The sequence below is a fragment of the Pseudomonas sp. D(2018) genome, assembly GCF_005502555.1.
GTDB lineage: Bacteria > Pseudomonadota > Gammaproteobacteria > Pseudomonadales > Pseudomonadaceae > Metapseudomonas > Metapseudomonas resinovorans.
Map to the genome: position 1 here is coordinate 39,375 of NZ_SCOK01000036.1, position 16,590 is coordinate 55,964.

Here is a 16,590-nt window from a genome sequence, read left to right on the forward strand (position 1 = left end):
TTCGCTTCGCCTTTTCTCATTCCGCCAAACCTCAGTGATGCTTGCGCGGTACCGACTTGAGCAGTTCGGTCGGGGGCATTTCGCAATTGATCTTGCGACCCAGCAGCTCCTCGATCGGCGGCAGGGCGAAAGCATCGTCCTCACCAGCGAAGCTGATGGAGGTGCCGCTGGCGCCAGCGCGACCGGTACGGCCGATGCGGTGGACGTAGTCGTCCGGGTCTTCCGGCAGGGTGAAGTTGATCACGTGGCTGATGCCATCGATGTGAATCCCACGACCGGCGACATCGGTCGCCACCAGCACGCGGATCTTTCCTTCACGGAAGCCTTCGAGGGTCCTGATGCGCTTATGCTGGGGCACGTCGCCGGACATCTGGGCGGCGCTGATGCCGTCCTTGGTCAGACGTTCCTCAATACGGCGCACTTCGTCCTTGCGGTTGGCGAAGACCATTACCCGGGTCCAGTCGTTCTGGGCGATCAGGTTGTAGAGCAGCTTGTACTTGTCGCTTCCGGCTACGGCATAGACATGCTGCTCAACGGTTTCGCTGGCAACGTTCTCCGGCTCGATCTCGACGATGGCCGGATCGACGGTCCATTGCTTGGCCAGGTTCATCACGTCTTCGGTGAAGGTGGCGGAGAACAGCAGGGTCTGACGCTCCCCCTTGAACGGGGTCTGCCGGATGATCTGGCGTACCTGCGGGATAAAGCCCATGTCCAGCATGCGGTCGGCTTCGTCCAGCACCATCACCTCGACCATGTCCAGGTGCACCTCGCCGCGCTGGTTGAAGTCCAGCAAACGGCCGGGGGTGGCAACCAGGATGTCGCAGAAGCGCGATTCCAGTTGTTTGAGCTGTTTGTCGAAGTCCATGCCACCGACGAAGCTCATCACACTGAGGCCGCTGTACTTGGTGAGGGCCTGGGCGTCCTTGGCGATCTGTACCACCAGCTCGCGGGTCGGCGCGATGATCAGTGCGCGCGGCTCGCCCATGTAGCGCTCTTTCGGCGGCGGGGTTTGCAGCAGCTGGGTGATGATGGAAATGAGGAAGGCGGCGGTCTTGCCGGTGCCGGTCTGGGCGCGGCCGATGGCGTCCTGGCCCTTGAGGGTGAAGCCCAGTACCTGGGCCTGGATCGGGGTGCAGTAGGGGAAGCCCAGATCATGGATGGCATGCATCAGCCGCGGATCGAGGTTGAAGTCGTGGAAACGGGTCTTGCCTTCCAGGGGCTCCACCGCGAAGTCTTCGAGCTTCCAATTGTCTGCCGGGGCGGCAGCCTTGGCCGGACGCTCTCGGCGCGGCTTGTCGGATTTGGGCTTGTCGCTGCGGGGTTTCTTCTCGCTACGCGGCGGGCGTTCGCTGGAGCCTTCGGCCTTTTCGCCTGCTTCGCGAGGCGCTTTCTTCGGTTTGGCCGGACGCTCTTCCTTCTCGGCATGGGCGTGGGCGGGTACAACGGGGGCGGGGCCGGATTGGGGCTCTTCGCCCTTGCTGAATATCTTCTTGAGTGCTTTGAGCACGGTGGTCTCGTCGATTGATTAAGGAATGAACGGCCGCCAGTGTAAAGCAAGATGCCCGCAGGGCGAAGAGCCGCGGGCATTCGAGGGCTTGACTTGGACTAAGGAAGGGTCTCCAGAAGCAATCTGCGCACGTTTCCGCCCATGATGGCGGCGATCTCCGCCTCGTTGAAACCGGCTTCCTTGAGCCCCTGGGTCAATTGCGCCAGGCCGCTGGTGTCGAAAGGCGTATGGACCGCGCCATCGAAGTCAGAACCCAGCGCCACATGGGCCACACCCACCTTGTCGGCAACGTAGCGGATGGCTTTGACGATGGCCTTGACCGAGGTTTCACAGACGGCGGTGTCCCAGTAGCCGATGCCGATGACCCCGCCGGTGGCGGCAATCCGCTGGACATGGGTATCGCTCAGGTTGCGGGTGCCCGGGCAGGTCCCTTCGACGCCGGTGTGGGATACCAGCACCGGACGCTCGGCCATGCTCAGCACATCGTCGATCAGTGCGCGTGAAGCGTGGGCGAGGTCCACCAGCATCTTCTTCTCTTCCAGGTGGGCAATCACCCGACGACCGAAGGGCGTCAGGCCGCCCTTCTCCAGGCCGTGGGCGGAGCCGCCTACTTCGTTATCGAAGAAATGGGTCAGCCCCATGATGCGGAAGCCCGCGTCGTACATCCGGTCAACGTTCTCCAGCTTGCCCTCCAGAGGGTGCAGGCCCTCGGTAGCGAGGAGGGCGGCAACCTGGTTCGGGTCCTTCTCCCAGGCTGCGAGGTACTTGGCGAAATCGTCGCGGCTGCGCACCAGGGTCAGCTTGCCCTGGCTGCCGGCGGCGGCTTCCTCGAGCTTCTTGCCTTGATAGAGGGCGCGCTCAAGCAGGCTGGTCCAGGTCGCACGGGGCCAGCGCTGGGCCATGACCAACAGGGTGATGTCGTCGGTGTCCGAACCATTGCGCTCGTAGTTGAGGCCACGCGGGGTCTTGGTGACGGTGGAGAACACCTGCAGGCCGACATGGCCTTCGAGCAGGCGCGGCAGGTCACTGTGGCCGAAGTCATGACGGTCCAGCAGGTTGCGGTTCCACAGCAGGGCGTCGTCGTGCAGGTCCGCGACGAACAGGGTCTTGTGCAGGCTCTCGGCCTCGTCCGAGGCGTGATAGGGCGGCGGTGCAGCCACCGTGTTCATCTCACGGTCGAGGAACCCCGGCAGGTAGAAGAAAATCCCCAGGCCAACGGCCACCAGCAGTAGCAAAGCGATCAGGAGTTTGCGCATGTCCAGCTTCCCGGCTGTCTTTTGTAGTGAACGGACTCTAGCAAACAGACGTTTGAACGAAGCGGAAATGTAGGCAAATGCTCTTTTGTGGCAGCGAACTCATTCGCTTGGGGCAGCGCGGCTGCCCAGGGGGGCCTGCTTGGCGAATGAATTCGCCCCTGCAACTGCCGGGGTTACTAACCGTTCAGGCGGTTTCGTCCATCCTGCTTGGCCTTATAGAGCGCCGTGTCGGCTCGGGCGATCAAGCCTTGCAGGCTGTCCGGCTGGCGCATTTCGGCCAGGCCGATGGAGACCGTCACGCCGGGCAGCACCCCCAGTGGTGAATAGAAGGAAGGAATCTGCTCCAGGCTGGAACGCAGTCGCTCACCGATGGTGCGGGCCTCTTCGCAGCTCATTTCCGGCAACAGGATGACGAACTCCTCCCCCCCGTAACGCGCCATGCTGTCCTTGGGACGCAGTTGGCTACGCAAGGTGTGGGACACCAGGCAGAGCGCGTAGTCGCCGGCCAGATGACCATGGCGGTCGTTGTAGGCCTTGAAGTGGTCGACATCGAGCATGAGCATCGACAGCGGTTGCTCGTTGAAAGCGCAACGGGTGCTTTCACGCTGATAGATCTGTTCCAGCCAGCGCCGATTGAACAGTCCGGTGAGGGTGTCGATCTTGGCATTCTGCTCGGTATCGAGAATGATCCGATTGCCCCGGCGCACACGGTCGCAAAGCACTTCCAGCAGGTTCTGCATCAACTGCGGCGATTGCTGGAACAGACTGACCAGGGATTGCCGATGCAGGCGCAGCGCGGTCGTGGGCTCGCAAGCCACCACGTAAGCCGAAGGATGCTCGTTGTCGATGAAGCTGATCTCACCGGCGCATTCGCCCGGTTCGATGTTGCTCACCGGGTTGTTGTCCAGGGACCCGAGGTAAACCTTCAGCCGGCCGCTCACTACCAGGTAGAGGTACTGGTTGCGATTGAACGGAGACAGCACCACTTCACCCGCCTCCAGATCGCAGGCGCGGAATTCCTTCAGTAGCTGCTCGAGACTTTTCGCGGCGACGTTCTGGAACAGGCGCAGTCGGCTCAGCAGGTGTAAGTCTTCTTGCCAGTGAACATGCTTCATAGCTGCAACAGCCTCGGATGGCAGTCGAAGCGGACGGCACCGCTAACGATCCCTGTCTTAGGTGTTAACTCCACGTGACAGTATTCCCGCACCTTTTAGCTGGCAATGCCCGCCAAAAGTTGGGCCGACAGACGGCGTCATATCGGTAAGGAACGCGACAATTCCTGATATTCGCCACAATTTCGCAACATATTTCTGCACGCACACAAAACCCGGAGGCGTAACGCATCCGGCGCGAGCCGCTCGATTCAGGTACTTGGAGCGCAACAGGCCGCCCTGGAAGGCGGCCTGTTGCCAGCCAGTATAGATGGCTTCAGGCCATCAGCCGGAACTTCACCGAAAAGCCAGCCATGCGGGCCTCCAGCCGCTCCTGGAGTTGCGAATCCAGATTCGGCACGTGGATCTCGGCGATCTGCCCGTGGCGATCATCGTTCACCACCTCCACCCGAACGCCCGGGGCGATTTCGCCCAGCACCTCTTCCAGCACTCGACGGGTGGCGTCGAAACGCAGCGTCGGCTTGAAGGTCTTGCCCACGGCGGTGACCGGAATGGCGTCGATAATCCAGACATCCTTGGGCACTGCTGCACGCTCGGGCACATGTTGCGCCGCATGTGCCAACAGCTCGGCTTCGCTGGCACGGGTGCCGGGCTTTAGCTGCACATAGGCCACCGGCAGTTCACCGACCTTGTCGTCCGGCTTGCCGACGGCGGCCGCCATGGCCACCGCCGGATGTCGATGCAAGGCTTCTTCGATCATCTGCGGATCGATGTTGTGACCGCCGCGAATGATCAGATCCTTGCTGCGGCCGGTGAGCCAGATATAGCCATCGGCGTCCATGCGGCCGAGGTCGCCGGTGTTGAACCAGTCCCCATCGACCCAGATGTCCTTGTTCTTGCTCGCCTGCAGGTAGCCCTTGAACACGGTCACGCCACGCACGCAGAGGTTACCGATCTCGTCAGTCGCGGCATCTCGCAGGTAGCTGCCCTGCTCGTCCAGCACCACCACCTTCACCTGGCAGTAAGGCATGCGCATGCCGATGGAGCCTGGCCGGCGTTCGCCATGGGCAGGGTTGCCACAGGTGCCGCAGGTGGCTTCGGTCAGGCCGTAGCCTTCGATCAGCTTGAGGCCGGTCTTGGCCTCGAACTGGCGGATCAGCTCCACCGGCATCGGCGCCGCACCGCACAGCGCATAACGCAGGCTGGACAGGTCATGCCCCTCGCTGGGCACCTGCAAGAGACCGGCATAGATAGTCGGTACGCCGCTGAAGAAGCTCACCCGGTAGCGCTCGATGACCTTCCAGAAGTTCTGGATCAGCCGCGCGTTGCGATAACCCTGGGGCGTGGCGATGAGGATCTCGGCGCCGGCGAAGAACGGCGCGAGGCCAGTGACCATCACGCCATTGACGTGGAACAGCGGCAAACCACAGAGGGTGTTGTCGCCCTCTCCCAGGTTGATGGCGTAGGCGAGGATCATCGCCATGGCCACTTCATTGCGATGACTGTGGGGCGCCAGCTTGGGCGTACCGGTGGTGCCGCCGGTATGGAAGTAGGAGGCGACATCTTCCGGCGCGATCACCCGGCCGCTTTGCAAATGGTCGGCCGGGAAGCGGTCGAGCAACTCGTCGAAGTCCAGCACGCCGTCCGGCAGCGGGCCGCGCTGAGCCTTGATTGCGCTGCGCTGAGGTTCCGGCAGCAGGTTGGAGAGATCGACGGTGACAATCGCCTCCAGTTCCGGCAGGCGCTCGCGCAGCCCTGCAACCTTGTCCCAGAGATCGGTGCCCGGAAACGGAGCCAGGGTCACCAGCACCTTGGAGTCGGCGGCATGGATCAGCTCGGCGATGTGCTCGGGCTCCAGCAGCGGGTTGATGGCGTTGACCACACCGGCCGCTTCACCGCCCCAAATGGTGAAGTGGGTGTGCGGCAGGTTCGGCAACAGGAACGACACCGCCTTGCCCGGCCGCACGCCCAGATGGTGGAAGGCGTTAGCAGCCTGGGTGACCCGCGCCAGCAGTTCCGCATAGGTCAGCTCGAAGGGCGCTTCCTCGGCGTCGCCCTGCAGCAGGAAGGTCATGGCGCGTTTGTGCGGGTGGCGTTCGGCACTGCGACGGATCAGCTCGTAGGTGCTGTCCGGCATGCCGCGTTCTTCCAGCGAAAGGCGTTCGATGTCTTCAATATCGCGCAGGTTGGCGATAGGCGGAGCGGAGGTCTGGGCCATGGTCGGTTCTTGTTCTGTTGGATTGGGATCAGCTGTGCAGTCGTTCCACCAACCAGATGCCGATGTCACGAATCTGCTGCGGCAACACTTCATGGGCCATCGGATAGTCGCGCCACTCCACGGGAACGCCGGCGGCCGCCAGGCGATCGTGGGCAGCGCGGCCCATCGCGGGCAGCACCACGTCGTCGAAAGTGCCATGCAAGCAAAGGACCGGCAGTTGTCGTTTTGTATCCGACAGTTTCATTTCGTCAGTGAAGGTCGGCGCGTAAGTGGACAGCGCCAGCACGCCACCCAGCTCATCCGGCCAGCGCAGGAAGGCGGTGTGCAGCACCACAGCGCCGCCTTGGGAGAACCCGGCGAGGAGGATGCGGCGAGGCTCGATGCCGCCGTCGATCTGCGCCTGTACCAGGGCCATCACCTGCTCCGCCGATTCTTCCAGCTGGGCCTCATTGATGGCGCGTTCGGGGCGCATGGCCAGGATGTCGTACCAGGACGGCATGGCCCAGCCGCCATTGATGGTCACCGCGCGGGTCGGCGCCTGGGGCATCACGAAGCGGGTGGTGCCCAGGACTTCCTGCAGGGCCTCGGCCACCGGCAGGAAGTCATAGCGATCCGCACCCAATCCGTGGAGCCAGATGACGCAGGCATCGGCGCGATGTGTGGGCTCAAGGATCAATGTGTCGCTCATGTGTGGCTCCGTTGTGGTGCATCTGCACAGTTGTGGGGCGAATGCATCAGACAGGGTGGTTTGATAACTGAAATATATGTCGCAAGGCTAAAACTTTACCTATTGACCTATCGGAATAGTCCTACTGGCATCTTGCTGGTACGGCCTTTGCTATCTAGCTGCAGACTGAAACATGCCCGCGGCAAGGTAACACTTGCCCGGCGTGCAACGGGTTGGGCAGCGGCTCCGGCCGAAGCCTTGCAGGCGGTCATCTGGCGACATTCGTGGCGTCGGGGTGGGCGCAATCCGTCTCCAGCCCATTTGACCAATGGGCGAGGAAGCGTCTGGTGGCGAGCGGAGCAGCGCCAACTAGACTCCTTCCTTAGGTCCGACACCCCGGTTGACCTTTTCCAGTGCATGAAAGGTTGAACCTGCCTCACGAGGGTACGGCGGTGGGACCGAGACTCCAACACCAATAAAAGCAACTGGAGGTTTTAATGAAGATGGTGAAATCCACCCTGGCCGTGCTGACCGCGGCAACCGTTCTCGGTGTCAGCGGATTCGCACAGGCAGGCGCTACCCTGGACGCAGTGAAGAAAAAAGGCTTCGTGCAATGCGGCATCAGCGATGGCCTCCCGGGCTTCTCCTATGCCGACAGCAAGGGCGCCTACAAGGGCATTGACGTCGATGTCTGCCGCGCCGTTGCGGCCGCTGTGTTCGGCGACGCCAACAAGGTCAAGTACAGCCCGCTCACCGCCAAGGAGCGTTTCACCGCGCTGCAGTCCGGCGAAGTGGACGTACTTTCCCGCAACAGCACCTGGACCAGCTCCCGCGATGCGGCTCTGGGCCTGAACTTCACCGGCGTGACCTACTACGACGGCCAGGGCTTCCTGGTGAACAAGAAGCTCGGCGTTTCCAGCGCCAAGGAACTCGATGGCGCCACCGTCTGCATCCAGGCCGGCACCACTACCGAGCTGAACCTGTCCGACTACTTCCGCGCCAACAACCTGAAGTACACCCCCATCACCTACGACACCTCCGACGAGAGCGCCAAGTCGCTTGAGTCCGGTCGTTGCGACGTACTGACCTCCGACCAGTCCCAGCTCTATGCACAACGCATCAAGCTGGCCGCGCCGGATGAGTACGTGGTACTGCCGGAAGTCATCTCCAAGGAGCCTCTGGGCCCAGCCGTGCGCCAGGGTGACGAGGAATGGTTCGACATCGTGCGCTGGTCCCTGTTCGCCATGGTGAACGCCGAGGAACTGGGCATCGACTCGAAGAACGTCGAGGAAATGGCCAAGTCCACCAAGAACCCCGACATTGCCCGTCTGCTGGGCACTGAAGGCGAGTTCGGCAAGGACCTGAAACTGCCGAAGGACTGGGCGGTGCAGATCGTCAAGCAAGTGGGTAACTACGGTGAAATCTTCGATCGCAATATCGGTGCCGGTAGCGAGCTGAAGATCGAACGTGGTCTCAACGCCCTGTGGAACAAGGGCGGTCTGCAGTACGCACCGCCGGTGCGCTGACCGTCTCCCGGCGGCCACATGACGTGGCTGCCGGGTTCGAGTTCCGTAGAAACGCGAACCCTGGCCGCCGTCCCCCATCCGGCCGGCCAGCGGTTCCCAGAGGGCTGTCATGCAAAAAACTGCCAACGCCCCGCGTGCCCCGAAAGGTTCGGTCTGGACCGATCCCAAGGCACGCGCGTGGCTATTTCAGATAATCGCCGTATTCGGTGTCGCCGCGCTGGGCTGGTATCTGTTCCAGAACACCCAGCACAACCTTGAACAACGCGGCATTCTGTCCGGCTTCGACTTTCTCGAGCAGAGCGCCGGTTTCGGGATATCCCAACACCTGATCGACTACAACGAAAGCAACAGCTACGGCCGCGTTTTCGTCATCGGTCTACTCAATACCCTGCTGGTTTCGGGTATCGGTATCTTCTTCGCCACCATCCTCGGGTTCATCCTGGGCGTAGCGCGGCTGTCGCCGAACTGGCTGGTGCGCAAGCTGGCGACCGTCTACATCGAGACCTTCCGCAACATCCCGCCGCTGCTGCAGATCTTCTTCTGGTACTTCGCGGTGATGCTGCCCATGCCGGGGCCACGCCAGAGCATGGCCATCGGCGAGCACTTCTTCCTCAACAATCGTGGCCTGTACATGCCGGCGCCAATCGCTACCGACGGCTTCTGGCCTTTCCTGGTCAGCGTGGTGCTGGTCATCCTGGCGATCATCGTCATGGCGCGCTGGGCCAAGGCCAGGCGTGAGGCCACCGGCCAGCGCTTCCCGGTACTGATTACCTCACTGGCGCTGCTGGTGGTGATTCCCGGCCTGGTGTCACTGGTCTTCGGTCCGCCGTTCGCCTGGAGCCTGCCTTCGCTGCAGGGCTTCAACTTCCGCGGCGGCTGGGTGGTGATTCCGGAACTGATCGCCCTGACCCTGGCGCTGACCGTGTACACCGCAGCCTTCATCGCAGAAAACGTGCGCTCCGGCATCCAGGCGGTCAGCCACGGACAGACCGAAGCGGCCCGCTCCCTGGGGCTTCCCGCCGCCAAGATCCTGCGCCTGGTCATCATCCCGCAGGCCCTGCGCGTGATCATTCCGCCGCTCACCAGCCAGTACCTGAACCTGGCCAAGAACTCGTCCCTGGCGGCCGGCATCGGCTACCCGGATATGGTCTCGCTGTTCGCCGGTACGGTACTCAACCAGACCGGCCAGGCAATCGAGGTGATCGCTATCACCATGAGTGTCTACCTGGCCATCAGCATCAGCATTTCGCTGCTGATGAACTGGTACAACAAGCGCATTGCGCTGATCGAGCGGTGAGGTCCGAGTCATGACGACACACGTATTCAAGCCCGACCAGCCACCACCCCGCAGCACCGTGGGCGTAGTCGGCTGGCTGCGCGGCAACCTGTTCTCCAACTGGTTCAACACCCTGCTGACCCTGTTCGCCGTCTACCTGGTGTGGCTGATCGTGCCGCCGTTGCTCCAGTGGGCCTTCTTCCAGGCCGACTGGAATGGCAGCACCCGCGCCGATTGCACCAGCGAAGGCGCCTGCTGGGTCTTCATCAAGATGCGCTTCGCCCAGTTCATGTATGGCTTCTATCCCGAAGCGCTGCGCTGGCGAGTGGACCTGGCGGTGTGGATCGCGATCATCGGCGCCGCGCCGCTGTTCATTCCGCGCTTCCAGCAAAAGGCCAAGTACGGCCTGGCGTTCCTGGTGATCTACCCCCTCGTCGCCTACTGGCTGCTGCACGGCGGCTTCCTCGGCATGAGCACCGTCTCCACCAGCCAGTGGGGCGGCCTGATGCTGACCCTGGTGATCGCCGCGGTGGGTATCGTCGGCGCGCTGCCACTAGGCATCCTGCTGGCACTGGGACGGCGTTCCAACCTGCCGGCGATCAAGGTCATCTGCGTGACCTTCATCGAGTTCTGGCGCGGCGTTCCGCTGATCACCGTGCTGTTCATGTCCTCGGTGATGCTGCCGCTGTTCCTGCCGGAAGGCCTGTCCTTCGACAAGCTGCTGCGGGCGCTGATTGGCGTGATCATGTTCCAGTCGGCCTACATCGCCGAGGTGGTGCGTGGCGGCCTGCAGGCGATCCCCAAGGGCCAGTACGAAGCCGCAGCCGCCATGGGCCTGGGCTACTGGCGGATGATGGGCCTGGTGATCCTGCCGCAAGCCCTGAAGCTGGTAATCCCCGGCATCGTCAACACCTTCATTGCGCTGTTCAAGGACACCAGCCTGGTGATCATCATCGGCCTGTTCGACCTGCTCAACAGCATCAAGCAAGCCACCACCGACCCGGCCTGGCTGGGGATGGCCACCGAAGGCTACGTCTTCGCCGCCCTGGTGTTCTGGATCTTCTGTTTCGGCATGTCCCGCTACTCCATGAGCCTGGAGCGCAAGCTGGACACCGGCCACAAGCGTTAGGAGTCACTCCATGACTGAAGCAAGCAAGAAAACCGCCGGCGAGCCGATCATCCGTCTGCAGGGCGTGAACAAGTGGTACGGCCAGTTCCACGTGCTGAAGGACATCAACCTCGACGTGCAGCAGGGCGAACGCATCGTCCTCTGCGGTCCGTCCGGTTCCGGCAAGTCCACCACCATCCGCTGCATCAACCGTCTCGAAGAGCACCAGCAGGGCCGCATCATCGTCGACGGCACCGAGCTGACCGGCGACCTCAAGCACATCGAGGCGATCCGCAGCGAAGTGGGCATGGTGTTCCAGCACTTCAACCTGTTCCCGCACCTCACCGTGTTGCAGAACTGCACCCTGGCGCCGATGTGGGTGCGCAAGATGCCCAAGCGCCAGGCCGAGGAAATCGCCATGCACTACCTGGAGCGTGTGCGCATTCCCGAGCAGGCCCTGAAATACCCGGGACAACTCTCCGGCGGGCAGCAGCAGCGTGTAGCCATCGCCCGCGCGCTGTGCATGAAGCCGAAGATCATGCTGTTCGACGAACCGACCTCGGCGCTGGACCCGGAGATGGTGAAGGAAGTGCTCGACACCATGATCGGCCTGGCCCACGACGGCATGACCATGCTCTGCGTGACCCACGAGATGGGCTTCGCTCGCACCGTGGCCGACCGGGTGATCTTCATGGACAAGGGCGAGATCGTCGAACAGAACGAGCCTCACGCCTTCTTCGATAACCCACAGAACGAGCGGACCAAGCTGTTCCTGGGGCAGATCCTGCATTGAGGATTGGACGCTGAACGAGAAAGGGAACCTTCGGGTTCCCTTTTTCATTTCGCAGGGTGGCGCTGAGCGAAGCGAAGCCCAACAGTTCCCCCAGCATCGTCGGGACGAAAGCATCAGCCGCTTACCAGAATGAAAAAGCCGCGCAATCGCGCGGCTCGTTCGGCAGGGTTCAGCCCTTCAATCGCCGTAGATATCGAAGTCGAAATACTTGGCCTGGATCGCCTGGTACTTGCCGTTCTCACGCAGGGTCTTGATGGCGCTGTTGAATTTCTCCCGCAGCTCGTTATCACCCTTACGTACCGCGATGCCGGCACCCTCGCCGAAATACTGCGGATCGTTCAGCACCGGGCCGACGAACTCGAAGCCCTTGCCGCTATCGGTCTTGAGGAAGCCTTCGTTGAGCGGGAAGACGTCAGCCAGCACGCCATCCAGACGACCGGAAAGCACATCCAGGTAGATTTCGTTCTGGGTGCTGTAGCGCACGATCTTCACGCCCTTGGGCTCCAGCACCTCGGTGGCGAAGCGGTCGGTGGTGGTGGAGCGCTGGGTGCCGATGGTCTTGCCCACCAGGCTCTTGAACTCGGAATCGACCACGACGCCCTTCTTCATCGCCAGACGCGCCGGGCTGTAGTAGTACTTACCGGTGAAGTCCACGGACTTCTTCCGCTCTTCGGTGATGGTCATGGACGACAGCACAGCGTCCACTTTCTTCACCTTGAGAGAGGGAATCAGGCCATCGAACTCTTGTTCGACCCATTGGCACTTGACCTTCATTTCCTCGCACATGGCGTTGCCGATGTCGTAGTCAAAGCCGGAAATCTGCCCCTCTGGTGTCTTGAAGGCGAAAGGCGGATAAGCAGCTTCGATGCCGATGCGCAGGGGCTTGTCGGCGGCGAAAACGCTGGAGGCCAGCAGGCTCAGGGCAAGGCTGCCCAGCAGAACGAGTTTCTTCATGGTGCGACTCCCGCAGTACGGATGGATGCCCGCCACAGGGCTTGGCGAGCAGGTTCGAAATGGGTTTGCGAGGCAGAAGAAGACGCCGCCGGGGCTGGCCGGCATGGGAATGCTATGGGTAGCTGGCGATGGATCATCGTGTAGGCCGCTAACTTGTACTTATGAGTCCATACTGGACTCAAATGTACACATCGTCAATCACCCATGAAAAAGCCCGGCTGACCGGGCTTTTTCGAACCTACAGAAAAGCAGTTTGCACCAGGCTCATTTCCAGCGCTCGGCCGCCGCCTTGTCGCTGCAGCGCCCTTCTACCCAGCGCGGGCCTTCGGCGGTGTCTTCCCTCTTCCAGAAGGGCGCGCGGGTCTTGAGGTAGTCCATGATGAAGTTGCAGGCGTCGAACGCGGCCTGCCGGTGGGCGCTGGCGGTGCCGACGAAGACGATGGGCTCGCCAGGTTCCAGGCGGCCGACGCGGTGGAGGATATCCACATTGAGCAGCGGCCAGCGCTCCCGTGCCTCAACAGCGATTTTCTCCAGGGCTTTCTCGGTCATGCCCGGATAGTGTTCGAGGAACATCCCCGCCACGTCCTGACCCTCATTGAAATCGCGCACGTAGCCAACGAAGCCGACCACCGCGCCAATGCCGACATTGGCCGCGTGCAGTGCGTTGAGCTCAACACCGGGATCGAAGGCGGTTTCCTGCACGCGAATGGCCATCTCAGCCTCCGGTGACCGTGGGGAAGAAGGCAACCTCGTCGCCATCGGCGAGGGCCTCGTCCAGGCTGCACAGTTCCTGGTTACGGGCGCACATCAGGTTCTGCTCGGCGAGCACCTCCCAAACGCCGCCACGGGCCAACAGGTGCTGACGCAGATCATCCAGCTTCGCGAACGCCGGGTCACAGTTGAGCTGCTCGCCTTCAATGCCGAGCGCTTCACGGTAACGGGCGAAATACTGCACGCGAATCATCATTACTCCCCGGCCTGGTAGTGGCCGCTCTTGCCGCCCAGCTTTTCCAGCAGGCGAACGGTTTCGATGGTCATGCCGCGGTCCACGGCCTTGCACATGTCATAGATGGTCAGGGCGGCAACGCTGGCAGCGGTCAGTGCCTCCATTTCCACACCGGTCTGCCCGGCGAGCTTGCAACGGGCGACGATGCGCACGCAGTCCTCCCCTTCCGCTTCCAGCTCTACCTTGACGCTGGTGAGCATCAGCGGGTGACACAAAGGGATGAGGTCGGAAGTCTTCTTTGCCGCCTGGATGCCGGCAATGCGCGCCACGGCGAACACGTCGCCCTTGGGATGGCCGCCGGCCTGGATCATGGCAAGGGTTTCCGGGCGCATGCGCACACGGGCTTCAGCCGTCGCCTCACGAGAAGTCACCGCTTTGTCGGTGACATCGACCATGTTGGCGCGACCTTCGGAATCGAGATGGGTAAGCACTGCAAGTCTCCTCGGACAGGAGACAGATTGTATACAGAAACCCATACCGGGCGGCAGGTGCCGCCCGGCGGGAGGTGAGGGTCACATGTGAGCTTCGGCGTACTCGGCCAGCACGGAACGCGGCACACCCTGGAGGGTGATGTGCACACCGTGGGGGAAGTCCTTGAAGCGTTCGGTCAGGTAGGTCAGGCCCGAGCTGGGCGCAGAAAGGTAAGGAGTATCGATCTGCGCCAGGTTGCCCAGGCAGATCACCTTGGACCCGGTGCCGGCACGGGTGATGATGGTTTTCATCTGGTGCGGCGTCAGGTTCTGGCACTCATCGATGATGATCAGGCTCTGCTGGAAGCTGCGGCCGCGGATGTAGTTCAGGGATTTGAACTGCAGCGGCACCTTGCTGAGGATGTAATCCACGCTGCCGTGGGTGTTCTCGTCATCCATGTGCAAGGCTTCAAGGTTGTCGGTGATCGCTCCCAGCCAAGGCTCCATCTTCTCCGCCTCGGTGCCGGGCAGGAAGCCGATTTCCTGGTCCAGGCCCTGCACGCTGCGGGTGGCGATGATGCGACGGTAACGCTTGCTGACCATGGTCTGCTCGATAGCCGCGGCCAGCGCCAGGATGGTCTTGCCGGAACCCGCCGCGCCGCTGAGGTTGACCAGGTGGATATCCGGGTCCAACAACGCGTAGAGCGCCAACGCCTGATACACATCGCGCGGACGCAGGCCCCAGGCTTCCTGATGCAGCAGTGGCTCCTGGTGCAGGTCGAGGATCAGCAGTTCATCGGCCTTGATGCCCTTGATCCAGCCAACGAAACCCTGCTCGTCGACGATGAACTCGTTGACGTGTACCGCCGGCAGGTTGTCGGTGAGCTGTACCCGGTGCCAGGTGCGTCCGTGGTCCTGACGGGTCTCGACCTTGCTCACGCGATCCCAGAAAGAGCCCGGCATGTCGTGATAGCCACGGGACAGCAGGGACACATCGTCCACCAACTGGTCGGTGTGGTAGTCCTCCGAGTCGATCCCGCACGCCCGCGCCTTCAGGCGCATGTTGATGTCCTTGGTCACCAACACCACGGACATGCCCGGCCTGCGGCTCTTCAGCTCCACCAGTTGGTTGATGATCTTGTTGTCGTTGAGGTCTTCGGGCAGCCAGGTGATGGGGGCTGCGCTCTTGCTCATGAGGATCGAGAGGAAGCCGCAAGGGCCGCTTTTCTCTCGCTGGATGGGTACTCCGTGCTCCACTTCCTCAGGGGTGGCGCCACTGAGGATCTTGTCGATGTTACGGATGGCCTGCCTGCATTCAGCGGCAACGCCCTGTTTACCGGTCTTGAGCTTGTCCAGTTCCTCCAGCACGGTCATCGGAATGGCCACGTGGTGTTCCTGGAAATTGAACAATGCGTTGGGATCGTGAATCAGGACGTTGGTGTCGAGCGCGTACAAGGTTGGAGCGGTAGGGCGGGAGCGTCCGTGGTCATCCATACTCGGTCACCTTCTTATAGGGCCAAGCGACGGAATGCCAGGCTGGCGCTCCGCCGCGGAGCGCCGCCGACTTCCCCCTTCCGGGTCATGCCGTTCGGGGGATGCTGCCAACAGGGTGAGGGCCGATGGCCGCCACCTGTCTGCAGGGTTCGGCGGTCTGCTTTGTTAATACTCCATTCGGGATGACAGAAAAAAGAACTTTTTTGCCTGTACGCGTCTTTTTTCACACCACGACAAAAACCCCTTGGCGCGTAGGAAAGTGCCCGTTAAAGTCGAAAGTCCCCTCCCCAAGAATCCCCCCGAATTTTCCGTCCCTGGCGGTCGATCCGCCTGAGGCGTCCCGTCTGCCTATCGGCGGTATAGGTGGAGCCAACACACGCAAATCCCTAGAATCGTCGCGTTCCCGAAGGAGACGATTCGATGCTGTTGGTGATTTCCCCTGCCAAGACCCTGGACTACCAGACCCCGCCGGTCACCTCGCGCCATACCCAGCCTGAGTTCCTCGACCACGCCCAGGAGCTGATCCAGCAACTGCGCGAGCTCAGCCCTGCGCAGATCGCCGAGCTGATGCACCTGTCCGACAAACTCGCCGGCCTCAACGCCGCCCGCTATGGCAGCTGGCACCCGGACTTCACCCCGGACAACGCCAAACAGGCCCTGTTGGCCTTCAAGGGCGACGTCTACACCGGACTCAACGCCGAAGATTTCAGCGAAGCCGACTTCGACTTCGCCCAGCAGCACCTGCGCATGCTCTCCGGCCTTTACGGCCTGCTGCGCCCGCTGGACCTGATGCAGCCCTACCGCCTGGAAATGGGCACCAAGCTGGCCAATGCCCGCGGCAAGGACCTCTACGCCTTCTGGGGCGAGCGCATCAGTGGCTGGCTCAGCGAAGCCCTGGCGGCCCAGGGCGACGACATCCTGCTCAACCTGGCCTCTAACGAATACTTCAGCTCGGTGAAGCGCAAGGCGCTGAACGCCCGCATCATCGACACCGAGTTCAAGGACCTGAAGAACGACCAGTACAAGATCATCAGCTTCTACGCCAAGAAGGCCCGTGGCCTGATGGCCCGCTACGTGATCAAGGAGCGCCTGCGGGACCCCGAAGGCCTGAAGGACTTCAATTACCAGGGCTACCGCTACTCCGTGGAGCATTCCAAGCCGGACAGCCTGGTGTTCCTGCGCGACCATCCCGAAGATTGATGCAAACAACCCCGCCGCCCGGCGGGGTTCTTGTTTCCGCCCCTGGAAGCGTAACTTCCCGCC

The 16,590-nt window shown here is 62.1% G+C and carries 15 protein-coding genes; 5 read left to right on the plus strand and 10 right to left on the minus strand.

Annotated features, from left to right (window positions below):
* Positions 1–31: 31 nt before the first annotated feature.
* From rhlB to FFS60_RS20460, 5 genes are all read right to left on the minus strand, one after another.
* A complete protein-coding gene (gene rhlB / locus FFS60_RS20440; protein ID WP_028628590.1) occupies positions 32–1,507 on the minus strand; it encodes an ATP-dependent RNA helicase RhlB in 1,476 nt (491 codons plus the stop codon).
* Positions 1,508–1,605: 98 nt separating this feature from the next.
* Positions 1,606–2,763 (minus strand): dipeptidase, encoded by a 1,158-nt coding sequence (locus tag FFS60_RS20445; RefSeq protein ID WP_137822991.1) that lies wholly within the window; start codon positions 2,761–2,763, stop codon positions 1,606–1,608.
* Positions 2,764–2,939: 176 nt separating this feature from the next.
* On the minus strand, positions 2,940–3,878 hold the full coding sequence (locus FFS60_RS20450; RefSeq protein ID WP_137822992.1) for a GGDEF domain-containing protein: 939 nt from the start codon (positions 3,876–3,878) through the stop codon (positions 2,940–2,942).
* A gap of 313 nt (positions 3,879–4,191) precedes the next feature.
* Positions 4,192–6,093: an acyl-CoA synthetase gene (locus tag FFS60_RS20455; protein ID WP_137822993.1), complete on the minus strand. Its 1,902-nt coding sequence runs from the start codon at positions 6,091–6,093 to the stop codon at positions 4,192–4,194.
* 28 nt (positions 6,094–6,121) lie between these two features.
* Positions 6,122–6,781, minus strand: coding sequence for an alpha/beta hydrolase (locus tag FFS60_RS20460; RefSeq protein WP_137822994.1), 660 nt, complete (start codon positions 6,779–6,781; stop codon positions 6,122–6,124).
* Positions 6,782–7,257: 476 nt separating this feature from the next.
* On the opposite strand from FFS60_RS20460, the gene FFS60_RS20465 reads away from it, so the two are divergent.
* From FFS60_RS20465 to FFS60_RS20480, 4 genes are all read left to right on the plus strand, one after another.
* Entirely contained in the window at positions 7,258–8,286 is a 1,029-nt protein-coding gene (locus FFS60_RS20465) for an amino acid ABC transporter substrate-binding protein (RefSeq protein ID WP_137822995.1), read from the plus strand.
* A 109-nt stretch (positions 8,287–8,395) separates the two neighbouring features.
* Positions 8,396–9,583 carry an amino acid ABC transporter permease gene (locus FFS60_RS20470; protein ID WP_137822996.1) on the plus strand — a complete coding sequence of 396 codons (1,188 nt, stop codon included), beginning with the start codon at positions 8,396–8,398 and terminating at the stop codon, positions 9,581–9,583.
* A 10-nt stretch (positions 9,584–9,593) separates the two neighbouring features.
* Entirely contained in the window at positions 9,594–10,691 is a 1,098-nt protein-coding gene (locus FFS60_RS20475; RefSeq protein ID WP_028628597.1) for an amino acid ABC transporter permease, read from the plus strand.
* A 10-nt stretch (positions 10,692–10,701) separates the two neighbouring features.
* Complete coding sequence (locus FFS60_RS20480) at positions 10,702–11,463, plus strand: amino acid ABC transporter ATP-binding protein (RefSeq protein ID WP_028628598.1); 762 nt, start codon at positions 10,702–10,704, stop codon at positions 11,461–11,463.
* A gap of 177 nt (positions 11,464–11,640) precedes the next feature.
* On the opposite strand, the gene FFS60_RS20485 is transcribed toward FFS60_RS20480, so the two are convergent.
* The 5 genes from FFS60_RS20485 to FFS60_RS20505 all read right to left on the minus strand — a co-directional run bounded on the left by FFS60_RS20485 (position 11,641) and on the right by FFS60_RS20505 (position 15,327).
* On the minus strand, positions 11,641–12,417 hold the full coding sequence (locus tag FFS60_RS20485; RefSeq protein ID WP_028628599.1) for an ABC transporter substrate-binding protein: 777 nt from the start codon (positions 12,415–12,417) through the stop codon (positions 11,641–11,643).
* A gap of 264 nt (positions 12,418–12,681) precedes the next feature.
* Positions 12,682–13,131 (minus strand): molybdopterin synthase catalytic subunit MoaE, encoded by a 450-nt coding sequence (moaE, locus tag FFS60_RS20490; RefSeq protein ID WP_028628600.1) that lies wholly within the window; start codon positions 13,129–13,131, stop codon positions 12,682–12,684.
* A gap of 1 nt (position 13,132) precedes the next feature.
* Positions 13,133–13,381 carry a MoaD/ThiS family protein gene (locus tag FFS60_RS20495; RefSeq protein WP_028628601.1) on the minus strand — a complete coding sequence of 83 codons (249 nt, stop codon included), beginning with the start codon at positions 13,379–13,381 and terminating at the stop codon, positions 13,133–13,135.
* Between the two features lie 2 nt (positions 13,382–13,383).
* A complete protein-coding gene (gene moaC, locus FFS60_RS20500; protein WP_028628602.1) occupies positions 13,384–13,854 on the minus strand; it encodes a cyclic pyranopterin monophosphate synthase MoaC in 471 nt (156 codons plus the stop codon).
* 81 nt (positions 13,855–13,935) lie between these two features.
* Positions 13,936–15,327 carry a PhoH family protein gene (locus FFS60_RS20505; RefSeq protein WP_028628603.1) on the minus strand — a complete coding sequence of 464 codons (1,392 nt, stop codon included), beginning with the start codon at positions 15,325–15,327 and terminating at the stop codon, positions 13,936–13,938.
* 420 nt (positions 15,328–15,747) lie between these two features.
* Here FFS60_RS20505 and yaaA point away from each other — a divergent pair, with 420 nt between their 5' ends.
* Positions 15,748–16,527, plus strand: coding sequence for a peroxide stress protein YaaA (gene yaaA, locus FFS60_RS20510; protein ID WP_137822997.1), 780 nt, complete (start codon positions 15,748–15,750; stop codon positions 16,525–16,527).
* Positions 16,528–16,590: the final 63 nt, after the last annotated feature.